This window comes from Nostoc sp. PA-18-2419 (genome assembly GCF_005869855.1).
Taxonomy (GTDB): Bacteria; Cyanobacteriota; Cyanobacteriia; order Cyanobacteriales; family Nostocaceae; genus Nostoc.
On sequence record NZ_SZNH01000001.1, the window covers coordinates 48,866 to 66,010 of the forward strand.

Annotated in this window: 14 protein-coding genes, 1 tRNA gene and 1 other annotated feature; of the genes, 9 read left to right on the forward strand and 6 right to left on the reverse strand. The window is 40.8% G+C overall.

The window, feature by feature from the left end:
- The first annotated feature begins 169 nt into the window (after nt 1-169).
- From FCR06_RS00180 to FCR06_RS00200, 6 genes are all read left to right on the forward strand, one after another.
- Complete coding sequence (locus tag FCR06_RS00180) at nt 170-2,845, forward strand: alkaline phosphatase family protein (protein WP_138496855.1); 2,676 nt, start codon at nt 170-172, stop codon at nt 2,843-2,845.
- Nucleotides 2,846-3,598: 753 nt separating this feature from the next.
- A complete protein-coding gene (locus tag FCR06_RS00185; RefSeq protein ID WP_138496856.1) occupies nt 3,599-3,799 on the forward strand; it encodes a hypothetical protein in 201 nt (66 codons plus the stop codon).
- 432 nt (nt 3,800-4,231) lie between these two features.
- Nucleotides 4,232-4,302, forward strand: a tRNA-Cys gene (locus tag FCR06_RS32215).
- 189 nt (nt 4,303-4,491) lie between these two features.
- Nucleotides 4,492-4,872 (forward strand): 50S ribosomal protein L7/L12, encoded by a 381-nt coding sequence (gene rplL / locus FCR06_RS00190; protein ID WP_138496857.1) that lies wholly within the window; start codon nt 4,492-4,494, stop codon nt 4,870-4,872.
- A 5-nt stretch (nt 4,873-4,877) separates the two neighbouring features.
- Complete coding sequence (locus FCR06_RS00195; RefSeq protein WP_138496858.1) at nt 4,878-5,069, forward strand: hypothetical protein; 192 nt, start codon at nt 4,878-4,880, stop codon at nt 5,067-5,069.
- Between the two features lie 15 nt (nt 5,070-5,084).
- On the forward strand, nt 5,085-6,518 hold the full coding sequence (locus tag FCR06_RS00200) for a vWA domain-containing protein (protein ID WP_138496859.1): 1,434 nt from the start codon (nt 5,085-5,087) through the stop codon (nt 6,516-6,518).
- Nucleotides 6,519-6,652: 134 nt separating this feature from the next.
- Here the strand turns inward: FCR06_RS00200 and FCR06_RS00205 are convergent, their stop codons facing one another.
- Nucleotides 6,653-7,759, reverse strand: coding sequence for an acyltransferase family protein (locus FCR06_RS00205; RefSeq protein WP_138496860.1), 1,107 nt, complete (start codon nt 7,757-7,759; stop codon nt 6,653-6,655).
- A 946-nt stretch (nt 7,760-8,705) separates the two neighbouring features.
- Nucleotides 8,706-8,761 (forward strand) — a sequence feature (23S ribosomal RNA rRNA prediction is too short).
- A 144-nt stretch (nt 8,762-8,905) separates the two neighbouring features.
- Nucleotides 8,906-9,298: a hypothetical protein gene (locus tag FCR06_RS00210; RefSeq protein ID WP_138496861.1), complete on the reverse strand. Its 393-nt coding sequence runs from the start codon at nt 9,296-9,298 to the stop codon at nt 8,906-8,908.
- A gap of 131 nt (nt 9,299-9,429) precedes the next feature.
- On the opposite strand from FCR06_RS00210, the gene FCR06_RS00215 reads away from it, so the two are divergent.
- A complete protein-coding gene (locus FCR06_RS00215; protein ID WP_138496862.1) occupies nt 9,430-10,260 on the forward strand; it encodes a hypothetical protein in 831 nt (276 codons plus the stop codon).
- Between the two features lie 24 nt (nt 10,261-10,284).
- Entirely contained in the window at nt 10,285-10,923 is a 639-nt protein-coding gene (locus FCR06_RS00220; protein WP_138496863.1) for a ThiF family adenylyltransferase, read from the forward strand.
- 336 nt (nt 10,924-11,259) lie between these two features.
- On the opposite strand, the gene FCR06_RS00225 is transcribed toward FCR06_RS00220, so the two are convergent.
- The 3 genes from FCR06_RS00225 to FCR06_RS00235 all read right to left on the reverse strand — a co-directional run bounded on the left by FCR06_RS00225 (nt 11,260) and on the right by FCR06_RS00235 (nt 14,195).
- A complete protein-coding gene (locus tag FCR06_RS00225) occupies nt 11,260-11,994 on the reverse strand; it encodes an amino acid ABC transporter ATP-binding protein (RefSeq protein ID WP_317616787.1) in 735 nt (244 codons plus the stop codon).
- Nucleotides 11,987-13,477, reverse strand: coding sequence for an ABC transporter permease subunit (locus FCR06_RS00230; RefSeq protein WP_138496864.1), 1,491 nt, complete (start codon nt 13,475-13,477; stop codon nt 11,987-11,989). Before FCR06_RS00230 ends, FCR06_RS00225 begins: the two co-directional genes overlap by 8 nt.
- A gap of 193 nt (nt 13,478-13,670) precedes the next feature.
- Complete coding sequence (locus FCR06_RS00235; RefSeq protein WP_138496865.1) at nt 13,671-14,195, reverse strand: HNH endonuclease; 525 nt, start codon at nt 14,193-14,195, stop codon at nt 13,671-13,673.
- 697 nt (nt 14,196-14,892) lie between these two features.
- Between FCR06_RS00235 and ligA the strand changes: the two genes are divergently transcribed.
- Nucleotides 14,893-16,929, forward strand: coding sequence for an NAD-dependent DNA ligase LigA (ligA, locus tag FCR06_RS00245; protein WP_138496866.1), 2,037 nt, complete (start codon nt 14,893-14,895; stop codon nt 16,927-16,929).
- Between the two features lie 61 nt (nt 16,930-16,990).
- On the opposite strand, the gene FCR06_RS34695 is transcribed toward ligA, so the two are convergent.
- On the reverse strand, nt 16,991-17,143 hold the full coding sequence (locus FCR06_RS34695) for a DUF4058 family protein (protein ID WP_138496867.1): 153 nt from the start codon (nt 17,141-17,143) through the stop codon (nt 16,991-16,993).
- Between the last annotated feature and the right edge of the window lie 2 nt (nt 17,144-17,145).

Genomic DNA, 17,145 nt, shown 5'->3' on the forward strand with positions numbered 1-17,145 from the left:
GAAATAAACCAACCATTTTAAATGTCTGAAACCCTTGCAAACAGCTAATTACGAATTACGGATTACGAATTACGCCTTGCGGTACTAGTCTTCAGACACAAAACTGCTGCGTAGGCGTAGCCAGCTGTAGGCATCGCTCGTAGCTTACAATATTTAAGGAGTAGTCGGCATGGCTGATACAAACGGCAACGGTAGAAATGTCATTATTTTTGTAGCGGATGGATTGCGTAACGGTTCTGTAAACCCGACTGACGCCCCAACTTTATCTAGTATCCGCGAGCAGGGAGTTAATTTTACCAATAGTCATTCGTTATTTCCGACATTTACCACTCCAAATGCTTCTGCGATCGCCACAGGACATTATCTTGGAGATACGGGGGACTTTAGCAATACCGTCTACACTGGTTTTCCTGTTCCTAATGCTAACGGCAGTGTGACGCCATTTATCGAAAATGATGCGGTTCTCGGAGATATTGACGAAAAGTTTCCTGGTAATAACTTTCTCGATGAAGAGTCACTGCTATCCTACGCACGGGCGCAAGGTTTTAACACTGCTGCAATTGGTAAGCTAGGGCCAGTTGCCATCCAAGATGTCACACAAGTTAACCGAGATGGCGGCACCGATGGAACTATTCCTACCCCAGATACTGTAATTATCGACGATCGCACAGGTGCAGCACCTAATCCGGTAACAGGTTCACCTCAAGCTGTACCACTCGATGCTGATATAGCCGCTCGTTTAGAAGCAGTTGGGCTACCCACCACAACTCCTGGTAGAGGGGCAAATGGTAATTCTGGTAATAACACAACTCCAGGAACTACAGTTGCCAATGTTGACCAGCAACAGTTTTTTATCGATGCCACTACTAAGGCAGTTCTCCCGAAGTTTCAGACAGAAGATAAACCATTCGTATTGGTCTACTGGTCGAGAGACCCTGATGGAACTCAACACAATCAAGGTGATAGCTTAAACAGTTTGACACCGGGCATTAATGGTGATACTTCCAAAGCTGGAATCAAGAATGCTGACAATAACTTAAAGCAGCTTCTTGATTACCTCAAAAGTACAGGTTTGGACAAGACTACTGATGTCTTCATTACTGCTGACCACGGTTTTTCCACCATCAGCAAACAAGTTACTGATAACCAAGGCACAACAACAAATAGTTATGCTGCAACTCAAACCTACACTGGTGTCAATCCAGGATTTCTACCACCAGGTTTTGTTGCCATTGATTTGGCTCACGATTTAAATCTACCTTTATACGATCCTGATAAAAATACAGTCACTCCTTTAGACATCGATAACATTCAGTATGCTGCTGTTGATGCAACACAAGGTCAACGCCCGACAGCTGGGAATGGTGTAATTGGCGGTAGCGGTCAGGTAATTGATGGTCACCTGGACTCAGGTACAAAGGTAGTTGTAGCTGCTAACGGTGGTTCCGATCTGATTTATTTGCCCAATGGTAATGCTGACTTAGCCAAACAGGTAGTGAATTTGCTTTCGCAAAAGGACTACATCAGTGGTATTTTCGTAGATGACGCCTATGGAAACATTCCAGGTGCTTTACCACTAAGTGCGATCGGGCTAAAAGGTGATGCTAAAACACCTGTTCCAGCGATTGTAATCAACTTCAAAACCTTTAGCACCGACCCAAATAACCCAAACAACCCTCAAGCTGAGGTAGAGATTGCTGACACAGGCTTACAACAAGGGCAGGGGATGCATGGCAGTTTTGGTCGGGGCGATACCTTCAATAACATGGAGGCTATTGGCCCTGATTTCAAATCAGGTTATGTAGACTATGCGCCTGTCAGTAATGCTGACATAACACCCACACTCGCTAAGATTTTGGGTTTGAATATTCCTAGTAATGGCGATTTGAAAGGTCGTGCCATCACAGAAGCATTAGTGGGAGGGCCTGATTCAGTCTCCTTCACCCAAGGAACTTTGACTTCAGAAGAAGCTGCTAACGGTCAAACAACAATTCTCAACTATCAAAGTGTAGGCAATACTCAGTACTTTACAGCAGCAGGATTTACCGATCGCACTGTTGGACTATCAACATTGGATGTTGATTTTGGTACTACAAGTAGCGATGATGTCACCCTCAAGTCAAACCAAACCTTATTCACAGGCGACGGAGCAGACTTTGTAGAAGGTACTACAGGTAACACAATCCAGACTGGCAATGGTGATGACACTGTATTGGTAGGCAGTAACTCTTCAGTATCCGCAGGAGACGGAGATGATAGTGTCTTTATTGGTCAAAATGGTGCTGCTAGCAATACCAGCGCTGATGGTGGCAATGGTAATGACCAAATTACTGTAGTTGAAGCCAATGGTAGTAATAACCTATTTGGAGGCGCAGGCGCAGACACTCTGACTGTAGTTGAAGGTTCGCGTCAATTATCTTTTGGTGGTTCGGGTAAGGATACCCTCAAGAGTGAAGGTAGCGATAACCGTCTGTATGGTGGTTCTGGAGATGACAAACTCTTCTCCGGTGTCAATGACTCGTTATTTGGTGGCGATGGTGATGATGTGCTATTTGCTGGTCAAGGGGGTGGTAATAGCCTAACTGGTGGTACTGGTGCAGACCAATTTTGGATAGCCAATGGCAGTTTACCAACTAGCAACAACATTATTACTGACTTTAGCATCGGTGTTGACAAAATTGGACTTGGTGGTATTGGTGTGACTCAATTTAGTGCCTTAACTCTATTGCAACAAGGTAGTGACACTTTAGTGAAAATCGGAAATACAGAGTTAGCTTCATTAGTTGGAGTTACATCAACTAGCCTGACAGCAAATGACTTTGTTTTTGCTGCTAGTGTGGTTTAGCTAAAAGATGATTACAGCTTAAATTCAACATTCCAAATTAACTAATGCTGTAATAATTTTGCTCATGCGGGGGAGTGATACTCCTTCGCTTTTTATATGAGCAACGTGAAACCTAACATGGATAAGAATGTTGGGTTTTCTAATTGTAAAGTGGGTGTCTCAGTTATCTGGAACAAAAGACGGGTAAGATACCTACCCCACAAAATTAGATAATTTATTTGCTGGAAGTCCTTAATACTTACTCTCACAACCTACGCTAATCCATATTTTTTGAAAAAATTTGTAGTATCTCCTTGACAAGATGTATTTTATATATTACAAATGTAATATATAAATAAAAGCCTTTCTAAAGGCTAAGGTAAAACATCTCAGAACCTAGAAAACCGAATAGCAAGTTACAACTTTTTGGGGTCGCGATTGGTGTTCGACTGCTCCGAAACCAACAAACGGACGGTAGCAGGATTCGGGTTCAATTCCCGACGACTCCACTAACTTCTACTTGTTTGGGTCTGTAACTCTAATGGTAGAGCGCCCAGATTCACTTGTGCCCTGACAGAAAAAGCTTACATACTTGCTCAAAGGTAGAGCGATCGTCTCTAAAACGATAAGTGCAGGTTCAATTCCTGCGGTGTAACCACAGCTTTTTCAACTTGCACGAGGTGTGAGTGCAACTCTCACAGGGAAGGTATCGGTTCAATTCCGGTCAGATCCACTAAATAATTCGTAATTCGTAATTAAAAAGAGGTGATTGTAATGGTTCATATTCGATTTGAAGGACGTTCTGTTGATGTTGTAGAAACACAACTGGGAATTACAGCAAGTATGAATGATGTGGCAGTGAAGCAACAGGTTGCACGGCATTTAGATATAAATAGCGATCGCCTTTCTGCTTACATAGTAGATCGGCGTCCCAGTGGGGATTTAATTGTCCGTCCGGAAGCTGTCTACGGTTAAAATGTTTAGTTATCTGTGCCCTAACAGAAGAAGCATACATATACATTCATAACGATCCTAAGGTAGTAAAATTCGAGCGATCAAATTAGCGAACTATAATTTATAAATCTTTTGCAGATTTAGCATACGTGCCCACTGCCAATAGTTGGTAAGAGCGATCGTCAGCTGTAAAAAGCTTCTTAAACTTGTACGGATTTATTGAAGAATTAATTCCGCGCCCTGACTTGTAAAGCATACAAACATATATCCGGAAACGGAATACAGGTTCGATTCCTGTCGCTCCCTTTGATGGGAGCGTAGCCAAATTGGTAAAGGCAACTGTGAAAACTGCTTTGCTAACTTGTGCGGAATTTCAATTATTTAAGATTTACAGCAAGCCTTACTGATTTATTAAAACTAAAATTTTCACTTCGTGCCCTAACCGAAAAAGCTTACATACTAGCCTAATTGGAAAAGGCACTTGAATGCAAATCAAGCAAATGTGGGTTCAAATCCCATGTGTGAATCAACAGCTTTTTTAACTTGCACGAGGTGATATAAATATTGGATTTGGCAAAATTTTGATGGAGTCGAGGAAACCTCTGCTCAAAGCTTTTTAAGACAAATTTTGAATGAAAAATCTGAATTATAAGACTGTTAATAGAATTACAAACAATACTATTTATTGCAATTTAATATAATTTGAGGCTGCTATGTCTGTGAACACTCTAGAAATTTTAGAACAAATCAAGTCTTTAAATATTAATGAAACCGCTCAATTAGTAAAGCAGATTGAAGCAACTTTCAATGTCGACATATCCACACCTAAATTCCTTAAGATTGACAAGCGAGATGAGGATGAAACTCAAGCGCAGATTCAAACGGAATTTGATGTCTTGTTGGTATCGGTTCCAGCAGAGAAAAAGATTGCCTTACTCAAGGTCATCCGGACGGTGACTGGACTGGGACTCAAAGAAGCAAAAGACTTTGTAGAATCCCTGCCTCAAGTAGTTCAAGCAGGACTGAATCAACAAGCGGCTGAAATTCTTAAGCAGCAGCTAGAGGAAACAGGAGCAGTTGTTTCTCTGACCTAATAGAATTGGGCATTGATTATTCTCCCCCTGCCTCTCCTGCTCCCCACACTTCCCCATCTCCCCAATCTTGGCAGTTGTTGCCGCGCCCCGATCGCAGAAGCTTACATAACTCTGTACAAGTTATACACGATGCTTCTACAACTTGCATGGTGACTTTATCGCCCCGCGTGCAACATCTGCCTCCTCATCCATCATAATTAGAGGAGGTTACTATGAATACCGCAGAACGTGACCTGCGCTTGGAAATGCTCAACAGTTTGCTGACAACTCCTCACCGCAAACTTGAGCAAGTCGCAGAAATTCACAAGTTAATCGTTGAACTCGATCCTATTTTCTACGGACATTTGGCAGTCTGGTATCAGCGTCATGGTGATGTCCGCGACCACAAGGAAGTATTTGTTGGTCACTTGTTAACCAGCAATTTGATTGAACACCGGGATGCTGGATTTATCATGCTGCAAGAATTTCCACCTTATCAGGTGGCGCGTATAGTGGACTTCATGAAGCAGCAGCAAAATAAACTGCCTCGTTCAGCAAGGACTGCGGTACGCCGTTACTTGAAGACACGGGAGAGCAATCCGGCTTTATTTGATCGCGCCGCCTTGCGGGGTCGTAAGGCAATGAAGCATCTGTATGCTTCGCTGCACATCAAACCAAACGAACGGGCAAATGCAATTCTGTTTGGTGATACTCCTCCAGAAGGTTCCTTAGCAGATATCCTCAAGCGCCTTGCAAAGGCAGAAAGTGCCGCAGAACAAGCGCGGTTGATTGTGGACTTTAACATTCCTTACATGATCGCCATCGGTGCAATCAAACAAGTTACACCGGTTGTGCTGGTGGCGTTAATCAACAGCATGTCTCCCCAAGAAGCGATTAATAACCTCAAGTCACTTCAGGCTAGAGGTGCAATGGATCATCCAGAAGTCAAGAAGTTGATTGACTCTAAGCTCGAATCAGCATCTAAAAATGGGCGTGTGGCAGCATTCAAAGCTCAGATTGCCGCAGACACCGCAGATTTTGACGCAGACACCGTTGCACGTTTGGAAAAAGTAACCAACGAACAGGTAAAACGGCGTGGTGCGATCGCTCGTCCAACTGCTCTACTGGTAGACAAGTCTGGTTCAATGGAAAATGCGATCGCGACGGGTTTGCAACTCGCTGCCTTAATCTCTGGTATCACTCAAGCAGAACTGTTTGTCTACGCCTTCGACACCATTCCTTACGCTGTTACGGCAAAGGGCAAGGAGTTAACCGACTGGCAGCGTGCTTTCCAGCACATCAATGCAGGCGGTGGTACTAGCATCGGTTCTGCATTGGAAGCAATGCGGAAGAAGAAGCAGGTTGTTGACCAGATTATTCTGGTGACGGATGAAGGCGAAAATGCTGCTCCTTACTTCGGTGAAGTCTACAAGACCTACTGTCGAGAGTTTGCGGTAATGCCCAATGTGGTGATTGTCCGTGTGGGTACTCATTACAACTGGGTCGAGAGCCAACTAAAGCAGCAGCAAGCACCTGTAGATACGTTCACTTTCGCAGGTGACTACTACAGTTTGCCGAACATCGTTCCACTGCTAACGCGCCCCTCTCGTCTGGATTTGCTGATGGAGATTCTGGATATGCCGTTGCCGGTGCGAGAAGATAAGTAGAGTACATCAGGGTGCGTTATAGTTACTTATGACGCATCCCGATCTTATTCCATCATATATTCTCACTTTTATTGATTTACAAAGTTATAGTAAAATCTTCAATTCAACTTATTATTAACTAATTCAATTTGTTGCTAAACACCAAATAGGTACTTAGCAATTCTTTTATTTTTCATCAGAGTGAATACAGCTAACCAACTCATGAGAAAAGTGGGTAAAGAAAATACTAATTGAGAGAAAAAAGTTACTTCATCTAATAACTGAGGTTGAGTTTTCTTCAGATAAATTTCCATAATATTAATTCCAAATAGGTGTATCAAGTAAATTCCAAAAGAACATAATGCTAAATTTTTTATTACGCTGTTTGGTTTAAAGTAATTCGATAAAACAATACCGTATAATAAAAGAGAATATCCCAGAAAAACTTCCCGAAAACCAGTAATTAGTGGGTTATTATAAACGTTAACAACAAGAAATAAACCTAATAACAAGTAAGCATATACGAGTTTCACACGCAACAATGAAAAGTTGGTTTTAAGAAGTAAATACCTTAAAGTCATTGCGATAAAAAAGTAAGGTAAACACCTCACTAACCATGCTACTTCTATAGATATAAACCTCAAAAACTCATTTTTAGAAGGCTCGTAATTCACTAGATTAAATAAATTTTTAAAAGCTATATCATTATGTAAATCTACTGTATTTCCAGTAATTAAAAGCAGGTTGTAGAGGATGAGACTCAACAGAGACAAACTAGCTAATATTTTAAGTCCAATTTTCGGTTTTGCGAAGTAATTTGCAAATATTATGAGCGAAGTACCTACTAGCAATAGCGGTAAATAGTATAGTTGATATGATGCTTTTCCATAAAATATAATTAAAAAAGGATTTCCTAATAGATGATTTAATTCTTCTTTTTGATTTGATGCTGAAAACATAATTATTTTGGCAATTAGATAAATAACTGTCCAAACCATATATGGTATTAGGAGACGCCGACATCTTGCTTTCCAATAAGCGAATGAAAAGTCAGCATTCGACTTACAAATCATGAAGTAAAAAGATGCAGCTAAGAAAAAGGGAACAGCAAAACTAAATAGATATTGTATCTCTTGGGAAAAGTAACTTCCACGATCCCGATTTGGATCGGCTGAATGTAGTAAGACAACTGCGTATGCCGCGATTCCTCGGCACAAATCAACACCCGATAGCCTTGGTTTTGCCTCTATTTTTGACTGCATTGTTAGTGTTAAAGTAGATTTTTTGAAAAAACAAAGTATTCAAGTGGTTTTTTGTATATAAATAGGACTTATGCACTTTACACATTGACCATCATATGGATGGTAGTCTCGTTAAGCTAAAAGTCTTGCCCTGCTTGATTCCCCGGCTCTACCTGAGAATGTGATTAACAGGGCTGCTGCCTCTCGTCAAACCAGGAGGCAGAGCCTCCCACAAGAGTATTACAAGCCTCTGCCTTCTAACAAGAGGTAAGTCACAGTTGGTTGTCTGTATCAATGCGTAAGTCCTAATAAAGTTAACCAATTAATATTGAAAATACCATATAAAACTCCGATTTGATTTGTGAAAATATCCTGAGACTGAAAAGCCCGTTTTATCTGAAATCTTGTTCAAAAATTATATATGAGTTCTATATCTGGGTTTCAAATAATACTATTTACATACCAGACCTTTGCCATTTTTTTGAAACAGCTTATGGGGTTCTCCCCCCTGCACCCAGCAAGAACTGCTCCTTGTCCTCTTCTTTAACTCTTTTAATTTTGGCGAAGGTATTGAATTACTAAAAGCATTCCTTTTGCAATAACTCAGCCGTAGCCTGATTTCAAAGAATTGGTATTATTTATGTATGACATTTATAAACTAATCAACCAAATTGCTAGTGCAGAAGCACCAGGCGATAAGCTTCTTAGACGGTTAATGATCTGATCATATTTACGGTATCCCATCAAGTAGGGGATTTTTTGCTCGTAAATTCAAGGGTTTAAGATCCGCTTTGTAAGCATAACTAGCAGCCAAAATATTTACCGGAAAGTAACAAGCATTAATTGTAGTATAATGTAGTAATATAATTTTATGCGTGCCCCAACTCGTGGAGCCTACATACTAGTACGAGAGGAAGGTAACACTGCCAAATGCAGTGGGCGTTTGTGAACGGGGAGTGCGAAGAACCTGGAAAGTGGGCTTAGAAGTAGCCATCTTTGAAAGAGTGTGTAACAACTCACCAGTGGAGTCCCTCTAGTAACTGAGATAACGCAATGCTCCACCAACTTGCACGCGTAATTATACAGCAATCTTAAATTATTCGTTAGAACCAAGATACCCAACTTCTTTTGAAAAGTTCGGTATCTAAACCCTACTGAGCGATAAAATTAAAGTTTACTTTCAGTCTTCGACTTTAATACTTGTATCGCTTTAAATCCTTCTATAGTCTGACCTAAAAATATCATGGGAATAATCAAGCCAAACGGTTTACCTGTTTGAATCGTATTGTAAATACCAGTTAACGCATTTAGCGACATCAATCCTACTGCAATACCTAGTGCAATTTTTGATTTACGTTGTACAAAAAAACCGAGAACTAGATAGAGTAAACCAAAACCTAAAAAACCAATTCCTAATATTAGATAATCAGGCAATCGATTACCAACAACAAAGAATATTATACTTAAAAAAATACTCAAAATTCCAATTGCGTAAACTGCACGATAAGCAGATGCTAACTTTTTTCTAGACTCTGACATTGATTGTATTTCGGTAGTCATGCTTTTTCTATTTTTTTGGGTTTATTGAGGGGAAATAATGTAGGAAAGCTATAGAACTTAAAAGATACATTTTTTATATACTTAAATTTCTAAACTTATTTATGTAATTTTACTTAAAAAAACGATAATTTGTGACTAACATTCGTAAACTAATTAACCAAATCGCTGATGCACAAGCACAGTTGTGTAACACTCAATTTCTTGCGCCTTGTGTAAAAGGTGGACGAGTTCGCACAAAAGTAGCAGGGATGGTCTATACCTTCACGCCAAAGCCTAGTAAATTTGAAGGTTGGGGTATTTTTCAGTCGGTGGATGAAAAGATAGCAATGGTTATGGAAGAGGCAGATTTACCTCAAATTGCCGAATACCTGCAACACTTTCCCCAAATACGGCTGCGGTTAGCACACCAACTGCGGGGACAAACTTGGTTAGCATACCCCGTGAATGAAGCAGATATGCGTCAACGGTTGCAGATGGTTAAACCGATCGCCATCCATTTAGTAACCGAAGGTATCATCTTTGACCAAATCATTGCCCGTTGGACTGGACAGTCCTGCTGGTTTGAGGAAATCGATCGCCGCACCGATCCGGCTATTGTTGAAACTCTGCAATCAGCTCTTAAGCAACTGATTCCCGTTGAAGAATTGCAATTTAAAGGCATAACGCCAGAAATTCGCACAGTCTATGAATTAGCAACACGGCAAATTCAAGGCTTTGGGCAACCCCAACAGGATGAAAAGCGATTAAGAAAGGCATTGCGGATGGGTGGCGGTGAATTAAAGCAGTTTCACGATCGCGGTGATTACTGGACAGTGGACTGGACAACCGCCGATGGTGTTCGCCACAGTAGTGCGATCGCTAAAACTGACTTGACTGTAATCAGTTCTGGTATTTGCCTGAGTGGATACGATCGCGACTTTGACTTGCAATCGTTAGTTGGTGTAATGGAACAACAAGAGTAGTAAGTGTATTAATTACGAATTATTATGAGTATCTTTTTTCACGAACAGCTTTATCGCAGCAATGCTGTGATGGCAAAGTTGAAAAACTATCCTGTAACAATTTGTGGGGCGGGGGCGTTAGGGGCTAATATTGCTGAAAATTTGGCTCGCTCTGGTTTTGAGAAACTTACACTAATCGATCGCGATCGCATTGAGGAGCGTAATCTTTCCACCCAGCCTTACTACCGTTCCGATGTTGGAGCATTCAAAGCAAAAATATTGGCAAACAATTTATATCGAGCAATTGGTACTAAAGTTGATGTCAAAACCAAAGGATTGACATCGGCAAATGTAAATCAACTACTCCAAGAAAGTCAATTAATTATTGATGCTTTTGACAATAGCGTAGCACGTCAATTAGTAAAAGATTATGCCACTCAATTTAGCATTCCTTGTCTTCATACTGGGCTAGCGGCTGATTATGCAGAGGTAATTTGGAATGATGTTTATCGCGTTCCTTCCGACGTTAATGATGATGTTTGTGATTATCCGCTAGCACGAAACTTAGTAATGTTAACTGTTGCTGTAGCATGTGAAGCGATTGTTTCATTTATTGCCACAACAGAACGGCGTAACTTCACCATCACTTTGAAGGATTTGACTGTTCAACCTTTGTTTTTGTAAATAGCGATCGCTAAACTTCTAGTAGGCTTTAACTGATAAACCATTAACAGCGAAAATAACACCAAGCATTCCGATTGGGATATAAGACAAGCTTTATCATGGCTTTGAGACTATGCATTAACAATGCAAGTCGATGGATTGACAATGCAAGCCGATATATTAACAATGGAGGTCGATGCATTGCCAATGCAAGCCGATGCATTAACAATGCAGGTCGATGCATTAGCAATGTAAGCAGATGCATCAACAATGTAAGCCGATGCATTAGCAGTGCAAGCTGATGCACTCACTTTACATCCATAAAAAAAGCTGTAACAACCTGCAATCTGATTAATGCTAAAGCATTTTTTCTAAAAACTGCTTAGCGCGATCACATTTAGGATTCTGGAAAAACTCACTCGGAGCTGTATCTTCTGCTAAAATTCCCTGGTCGAGGAACATAATTCGATTGGCGACTTCCTTAGCGAAACCCATCTCATGGGTAACAATCGCCATTGTCATTCCAGATAAGGCTAAAGCTTTCATTACTTCCAGCACATCTTTGACCATTTCTGGATCTAAAGCAGAGGTGGGTTCATCAAACAAAATCATCTGTGGTTCCATTGCTAACGCGCGGGCGATCGCTACTCGCTGTTTTTGTCCCCCAGATAGTTTGGATGGGTAGACATGGGCTTTTGACTCTAAACCTACTTTTGCTAGCAATTCTAAACCATCTTTGTGTGCTTTTTGCTGAGCTATTTTTTTCACCTTGATGGGCGCGTAGGTGACATTTTGCAGCACCGTCATGTGGGGAAACAAATTAAAATGTTGAAATACCATCACCAAATGCTGGCGAACTTTAGCAATGTTTGCTTTCGGATTTGTGATTTCTTGTTCTTGAAAATAGACTCTTCCTCTGGTGGGTTGTTCTAGCAAATTCATGCATCGCAAAAAGGTAGATTTACCGGAACCAGAAGGCCCTAATATGGCAACCACTTCACCCCGATTAATCTCAGTGGAAATATCTTTAAGTACGTCGAGTTGACCAAAGGATTTACACAAAAATTCCGTGCGAATTATTGCATTACTCACTTTGCCGTAATCTCCTTTCTAAAGTAGATGCACCGAAGGTCAGACCCATGACCAAAACATAATAAATTAATCCTGCAAACAGTAAGGGTTCAAAATAAATATATTTATTTGCACCGACAATTTGGGCACTGCGTAATATTTCTACCACACCAATTGTTGACACCAGGGCGGAATCTTTCAGCAGTCCAATAGTTTCATTTACTAATGCTGGCAGAATGTTCTTCAATGCTTGGGGCAAAATCACATCCCACATCATCAACCAATAGGGAACACCCATAGACATCGCCGCTTCACTTTGCCCTTTATCCACTGCTTGAATTCCACCCCTGATGGTTTCCGACATATAAGCGCCAGAATTCAAGGTAAAAGTTAACACCCCTGCCTCCAAGGCCGAAATCTTATAGCCTGTAAGCTGGGGTGTTGCGTAGTAAACCAACGCTAATTGTAACAGCAAGGGTGTGCCTCGAAAGATAGAAGTATAAGCATTAGCAACCCACGTCAGCGGCTTAATCCCGATAATTTTAGATAGAGAGAGTATTGTTCCCCAGATTAAACCCAATGTTACGGATAATAGCGTAAATAACAAAGTTAAAGGGATGCCCCGCAGAATAAAGGGAATATCTGGAAATATTCTCCTGATGTCAAAATTTAATCCTTTTTTGGCAGGAGTTGAGGATGTAGTATCGGTGATAATATTCTCAGAAAACCACTTATTTACTAATTGATTTAATCTGCGATTCTCCTTCATTTGTTGCAATACTTTGTTAAAAGGTTCCACAAAAGCAGAATTTTTGGGAAAGGCGATCGCCGATCCACTTGCTTCTTCTGAAGGAATAATATTAAATTCTAAATCTGGATTAGCTTGGGCAAATCCTTTAGCAACGGTATCCTCAACAATTGCCGCATCAATTCGCCCAGATTTGATTTCTTGAACTACTTCGGGAACTTTATTAAGTTGCTTTATTTGAATGCCTGTAACTTTTTGAGCAATYTTTTTTGCATTTTGCTCCTGTATAGTTCCTAGTTGTACCCCAACTTTTTTTCCCAATAAATCTTCTGGCTGCTTGAGATTGCTACCCTTAACAGCAACAATCGTATCTTTGGCTTCATAATAAATAATAGAAAAATCAACATTTTTTCGACGTTCTGGAGTTGGAGTCATCCCCGCCATTACAAAGTCTGCTCGATTTGCTTGGAGTGCAGGAATTAAGCCATTAAAATCCGATTCCATAATTTGAAGTTTAAACCCTAGTTTTTGGGCAAGGGTTTTGGCAATATCTATATCAAAGCCAACAATTTGACTTTCGCCTGTTTTAGTATCATAAAATTCATAAGGCGGATAATCTGGTGAAGTAATCATCGTTAGGGTGTCTTTCCCTAAAGGTGAAGCAGCTTTGAGAGACTCACTATATCCTGCAATAATATTGATTGCTACTATTACTGCAAAGAATATCGTTAATAGCCATACTTTTGTTATTCTCATTGACTTGGGAATCATTTCGTGGATTTGATAATTATATAAATCCACTCTCATTTAGCCAGAATTTTAAAAATTATAATTTCTCTACAAGTTTGACGAAAAATATGAATAGAGACATTGCAATGCAACGTCTCTACATCTGTTGGAATAGCTTAAGATAGCTGTATCTTCCCGTCTACACACATAGCCGAGTGAACTACTCGCTTTCATTCATCCGTTGTACGCTCCAAAAATGTTCTGCAAATGCAACGGCGGGGTGAATTGGAGCTTTAGGTTTGGTTTTGAGTACCATAGATGCTTCATGAGGCAAGCGATCGCTCTTAGTTGAGTTACACTTCTCGCAAGCAGTTACAACGTTATCCCAACTATGCTGTCCACCTTTGGAACGAGGAATCACATGGTCAAGGGTTAAACGCTTACCGCTACCACAGTATTGACAAGTGTGATTGTCTCGCTTAAGTACTTCACGACGATTCACAGGAGGTACTTTCCAGTGTCGTTCTGGATTACCCGTTGTCAAACGAATGTGTTCCGGAACTTGTAGTACAACACTGGGTGAGCGGACTTCCCACTGCTTTGTAGTGCCAAAATTCAATGATTCTGCTTGACCAGTAACTAACAGTACTATTGCTCGTTTGATGTTGATACGTGCCAATGGTAAGTAGTTCTTGGAGAACACCACCACCGAATTTTGTAGTATGTGCGGCTGCTGAACTTGCATAGATAAAGAGCTCCTCAAAAAAATAACCCCCACTTCTGGTTATCAGCAGCGGGGGTCAGGTAGTTGATACTTTTTGCCTGTTCGTAGGTGCTATCAGACAGTTGCACCTCCTGCTGTCGATTATTCGCTCGTAATTGAGTACTAGAGCGATCGTGAAAATACTTTCACTTGCAGATTTAACCCCCAATAACCGATACGTCCTCTCAAACGCACATGCACCAAGTACTCTGCTTGAATCCTTGCTCGGTTGACAATGCATCATGCTATCAATAGTTAAAGAGAATCTGGTTATCATCTGACTTCTGTAGTATTTGTAGTTTTAACTTCTATTTATAATACAGTTTGTAGTATTTATTTGTCTAGTGCCAATATTTCTGGAGGATGAGGACAGATAATATGCCGAATATCCAAAGCTTGAACAGCATATTCTCTAATTATGACACTTTCACCGCCATTAGTTGCCCCAAATGAATTTTCTGTAAAGAATCAGCTCGAGTTTATCCAATTAATGAGGACGGTATTAACTGTATCCATGAATGGGACTATTGGTATTAAATTTAGTAACCTAGAAAAGTAGATGTTTATATTTTCAGATAGAGCCACTCGACTATCAGTCTAAGGTTATACATCCACAACCTGCTTATGGCAGGTTTTATCATCTTTAACTTTTATTCGTAGATATTTTACAAAAAGTCTAATGACACAGATTCAGCCTCCAGTAAAACGCACAGAAGAACTGCGCCAATTATTGCAACAAGCTAGCTACGCTTATTACGTCTTAGATGCTCCAATTATGGAAGATGCAATCTATGACCAGCTATATCGAGAATTACAACAACTGGAAATTCAATATCCAGAATTAACGACACCAGATAGTCCGACTCAGCGCGTGGGTGAAAGACCAGCAACCCAGTTTACCTCGGTGCGGCATAATATTCCCCTGTACAGTCTGGAAAATGCATTTAATATCAGTGAGTTGCAAGCATGGGAACAACGTTGGCGGCGACAAGCACCCAAACTAGACTCAGTGAAATATGTCAGCGAGCTGAAAATTGATGGTTCTGCTTTGGCTTTGACGTACCAAAATGGGGTTTTAGTCAGGGGTGCAACGAGAGGTGATGGAGTCATGGGTGAAGATATTACCCAAAATGTGCGGACAATTCGCTCAATTCCCCTGCGGTTGAATTTTGAAGGTTTAGAAATTTTAGAAAGGGTGGAAGTCCGAGGCGAGGCTTTTTTGCCGTTGGAAGTGTTTAAACAAATTAACGAAGAAAGGCAAAAAGCAGGCGAGCAATTATTTGCTAATCCTCGGAATGCCGCAGCTGGTACGCTCAGGCAACTAGACTCGCGCATAGTCGCTAAGCGGCGATTAGATTTTTTTGGTTACACTTTGCATATTCCTGGTAGAGATGACGCCAGTATTGCTAATACCCAATGGGAAGCCTTGGAGTTATTAGAAAAAATTGGTTTTCGAGTAAATCCCAACCATAAATTGTGTGCTTCTTTAACAGAAGTAGCAGAATATTATGAATACTGGGATACGGAACGGCTGAATTTACCCTACATGACTGATGGGGTAGTAGTGAAGTTGGATTCTTTCAAGCTTCAGGAACAACTAGGCTTTACGCAGAAATTCCCCCGGTGGGCGGTAGCTTTGAAATACCCAGCCGAAGAAGCACCTACGCGTGTAGAAAATATTGCAGTGAATGTGGGCAGAACCGGGGCTTTAACGCCGTTAGCTCAGATGCGCCCAGTACAGTTGGCAGGGACAACAGTTTCCCGCGCTACTTTACATAATAGCGATCGCATTGCTCAATTAGATATCCGCATTGGCGATACTGTAATCGTCCGCAAAGCTGGGGAAATCATCCCAGAAGTCGTAAGAGTACTCAAAGAACTTCGTCCTGCTGACACCGAACCTTTTATTATGCCTACAGATTGCCCAGTCTGCGGTCAACCAGTGGTGCGAGAATCAGGTGAGGCCGTGACTCGCTGCGTCAATGCTTCTTGTGCGGCAATTCTCAAAGGTTCCATTGAACATTGGGTAAGTCGTGATGCCTTAGATATTAAAGGTATGGGTGAAAAGTTGGTATATCAACTTGTTGATAAAGGTTTGGTGCATTCCGTTGCCGATTTATATGAGTTGACAGAAAGGAAATTATGTGCATTGGAAAGGATGGGGCAAAAGTTAGCAGAGAAATTAGTAGATGCGATCGCTCAATCAAAAAACCAACCTTGGTCAAGGGTATTGTATGGTTTAGGCATCCGTCATGTTGGCAGTGTCAATGCCCAATTGTTGACTGAGAAATATTCCAATGTAGAAAAATTAGCGACAGCAAAACAGTCAGATATTGAAGGCATTTACGGTATTGGTGCTGAAATTGCTCAATCTGTTTATCAGTGGTTTCGGATTGATGCTAACCAAACGTTAATTGAACGGTTGCAAACAGAAGGATTGCAATTTACTGGTACAGAATCAACTCAAACAGTTAATGATAGCAATCAAAAGTTCGTCGGCAAAACTTTTGTAGTTACGGGGACATTGCCAACCTTGAAGCGGGATGAAGCGAAGGCGTTGATTCAAAAATCTGGGGGAAAAGTGACTGAATCAGTCAGCAAAAAAACCGATTATTTGGTAGTAGGAGAAGATGCCGGTTCTAAGTTAGAAAAAGCCATTTCATTGGGAATTACCCAGTTAAGCGAAGCGCAGTTATTAGAAATGGCTGAGGATTGATGTCACTCTACTTCAATCCTTGCTGTTACAATCTCTCATTCATCCAAGCCGTATCTGATTCCTACCTTGTCAGAATCGGAGGGCGGCTGTAATTAATTCTTAAGTCATAACTGCCCTGGTGATAAATCTCATTGAGTAACACCTTTAAGTTGATAATTGGTTCGGGTTCACCAGTTCTTAACGGCACTTTAAATTTAGGAATCTCATTTTGCAAAT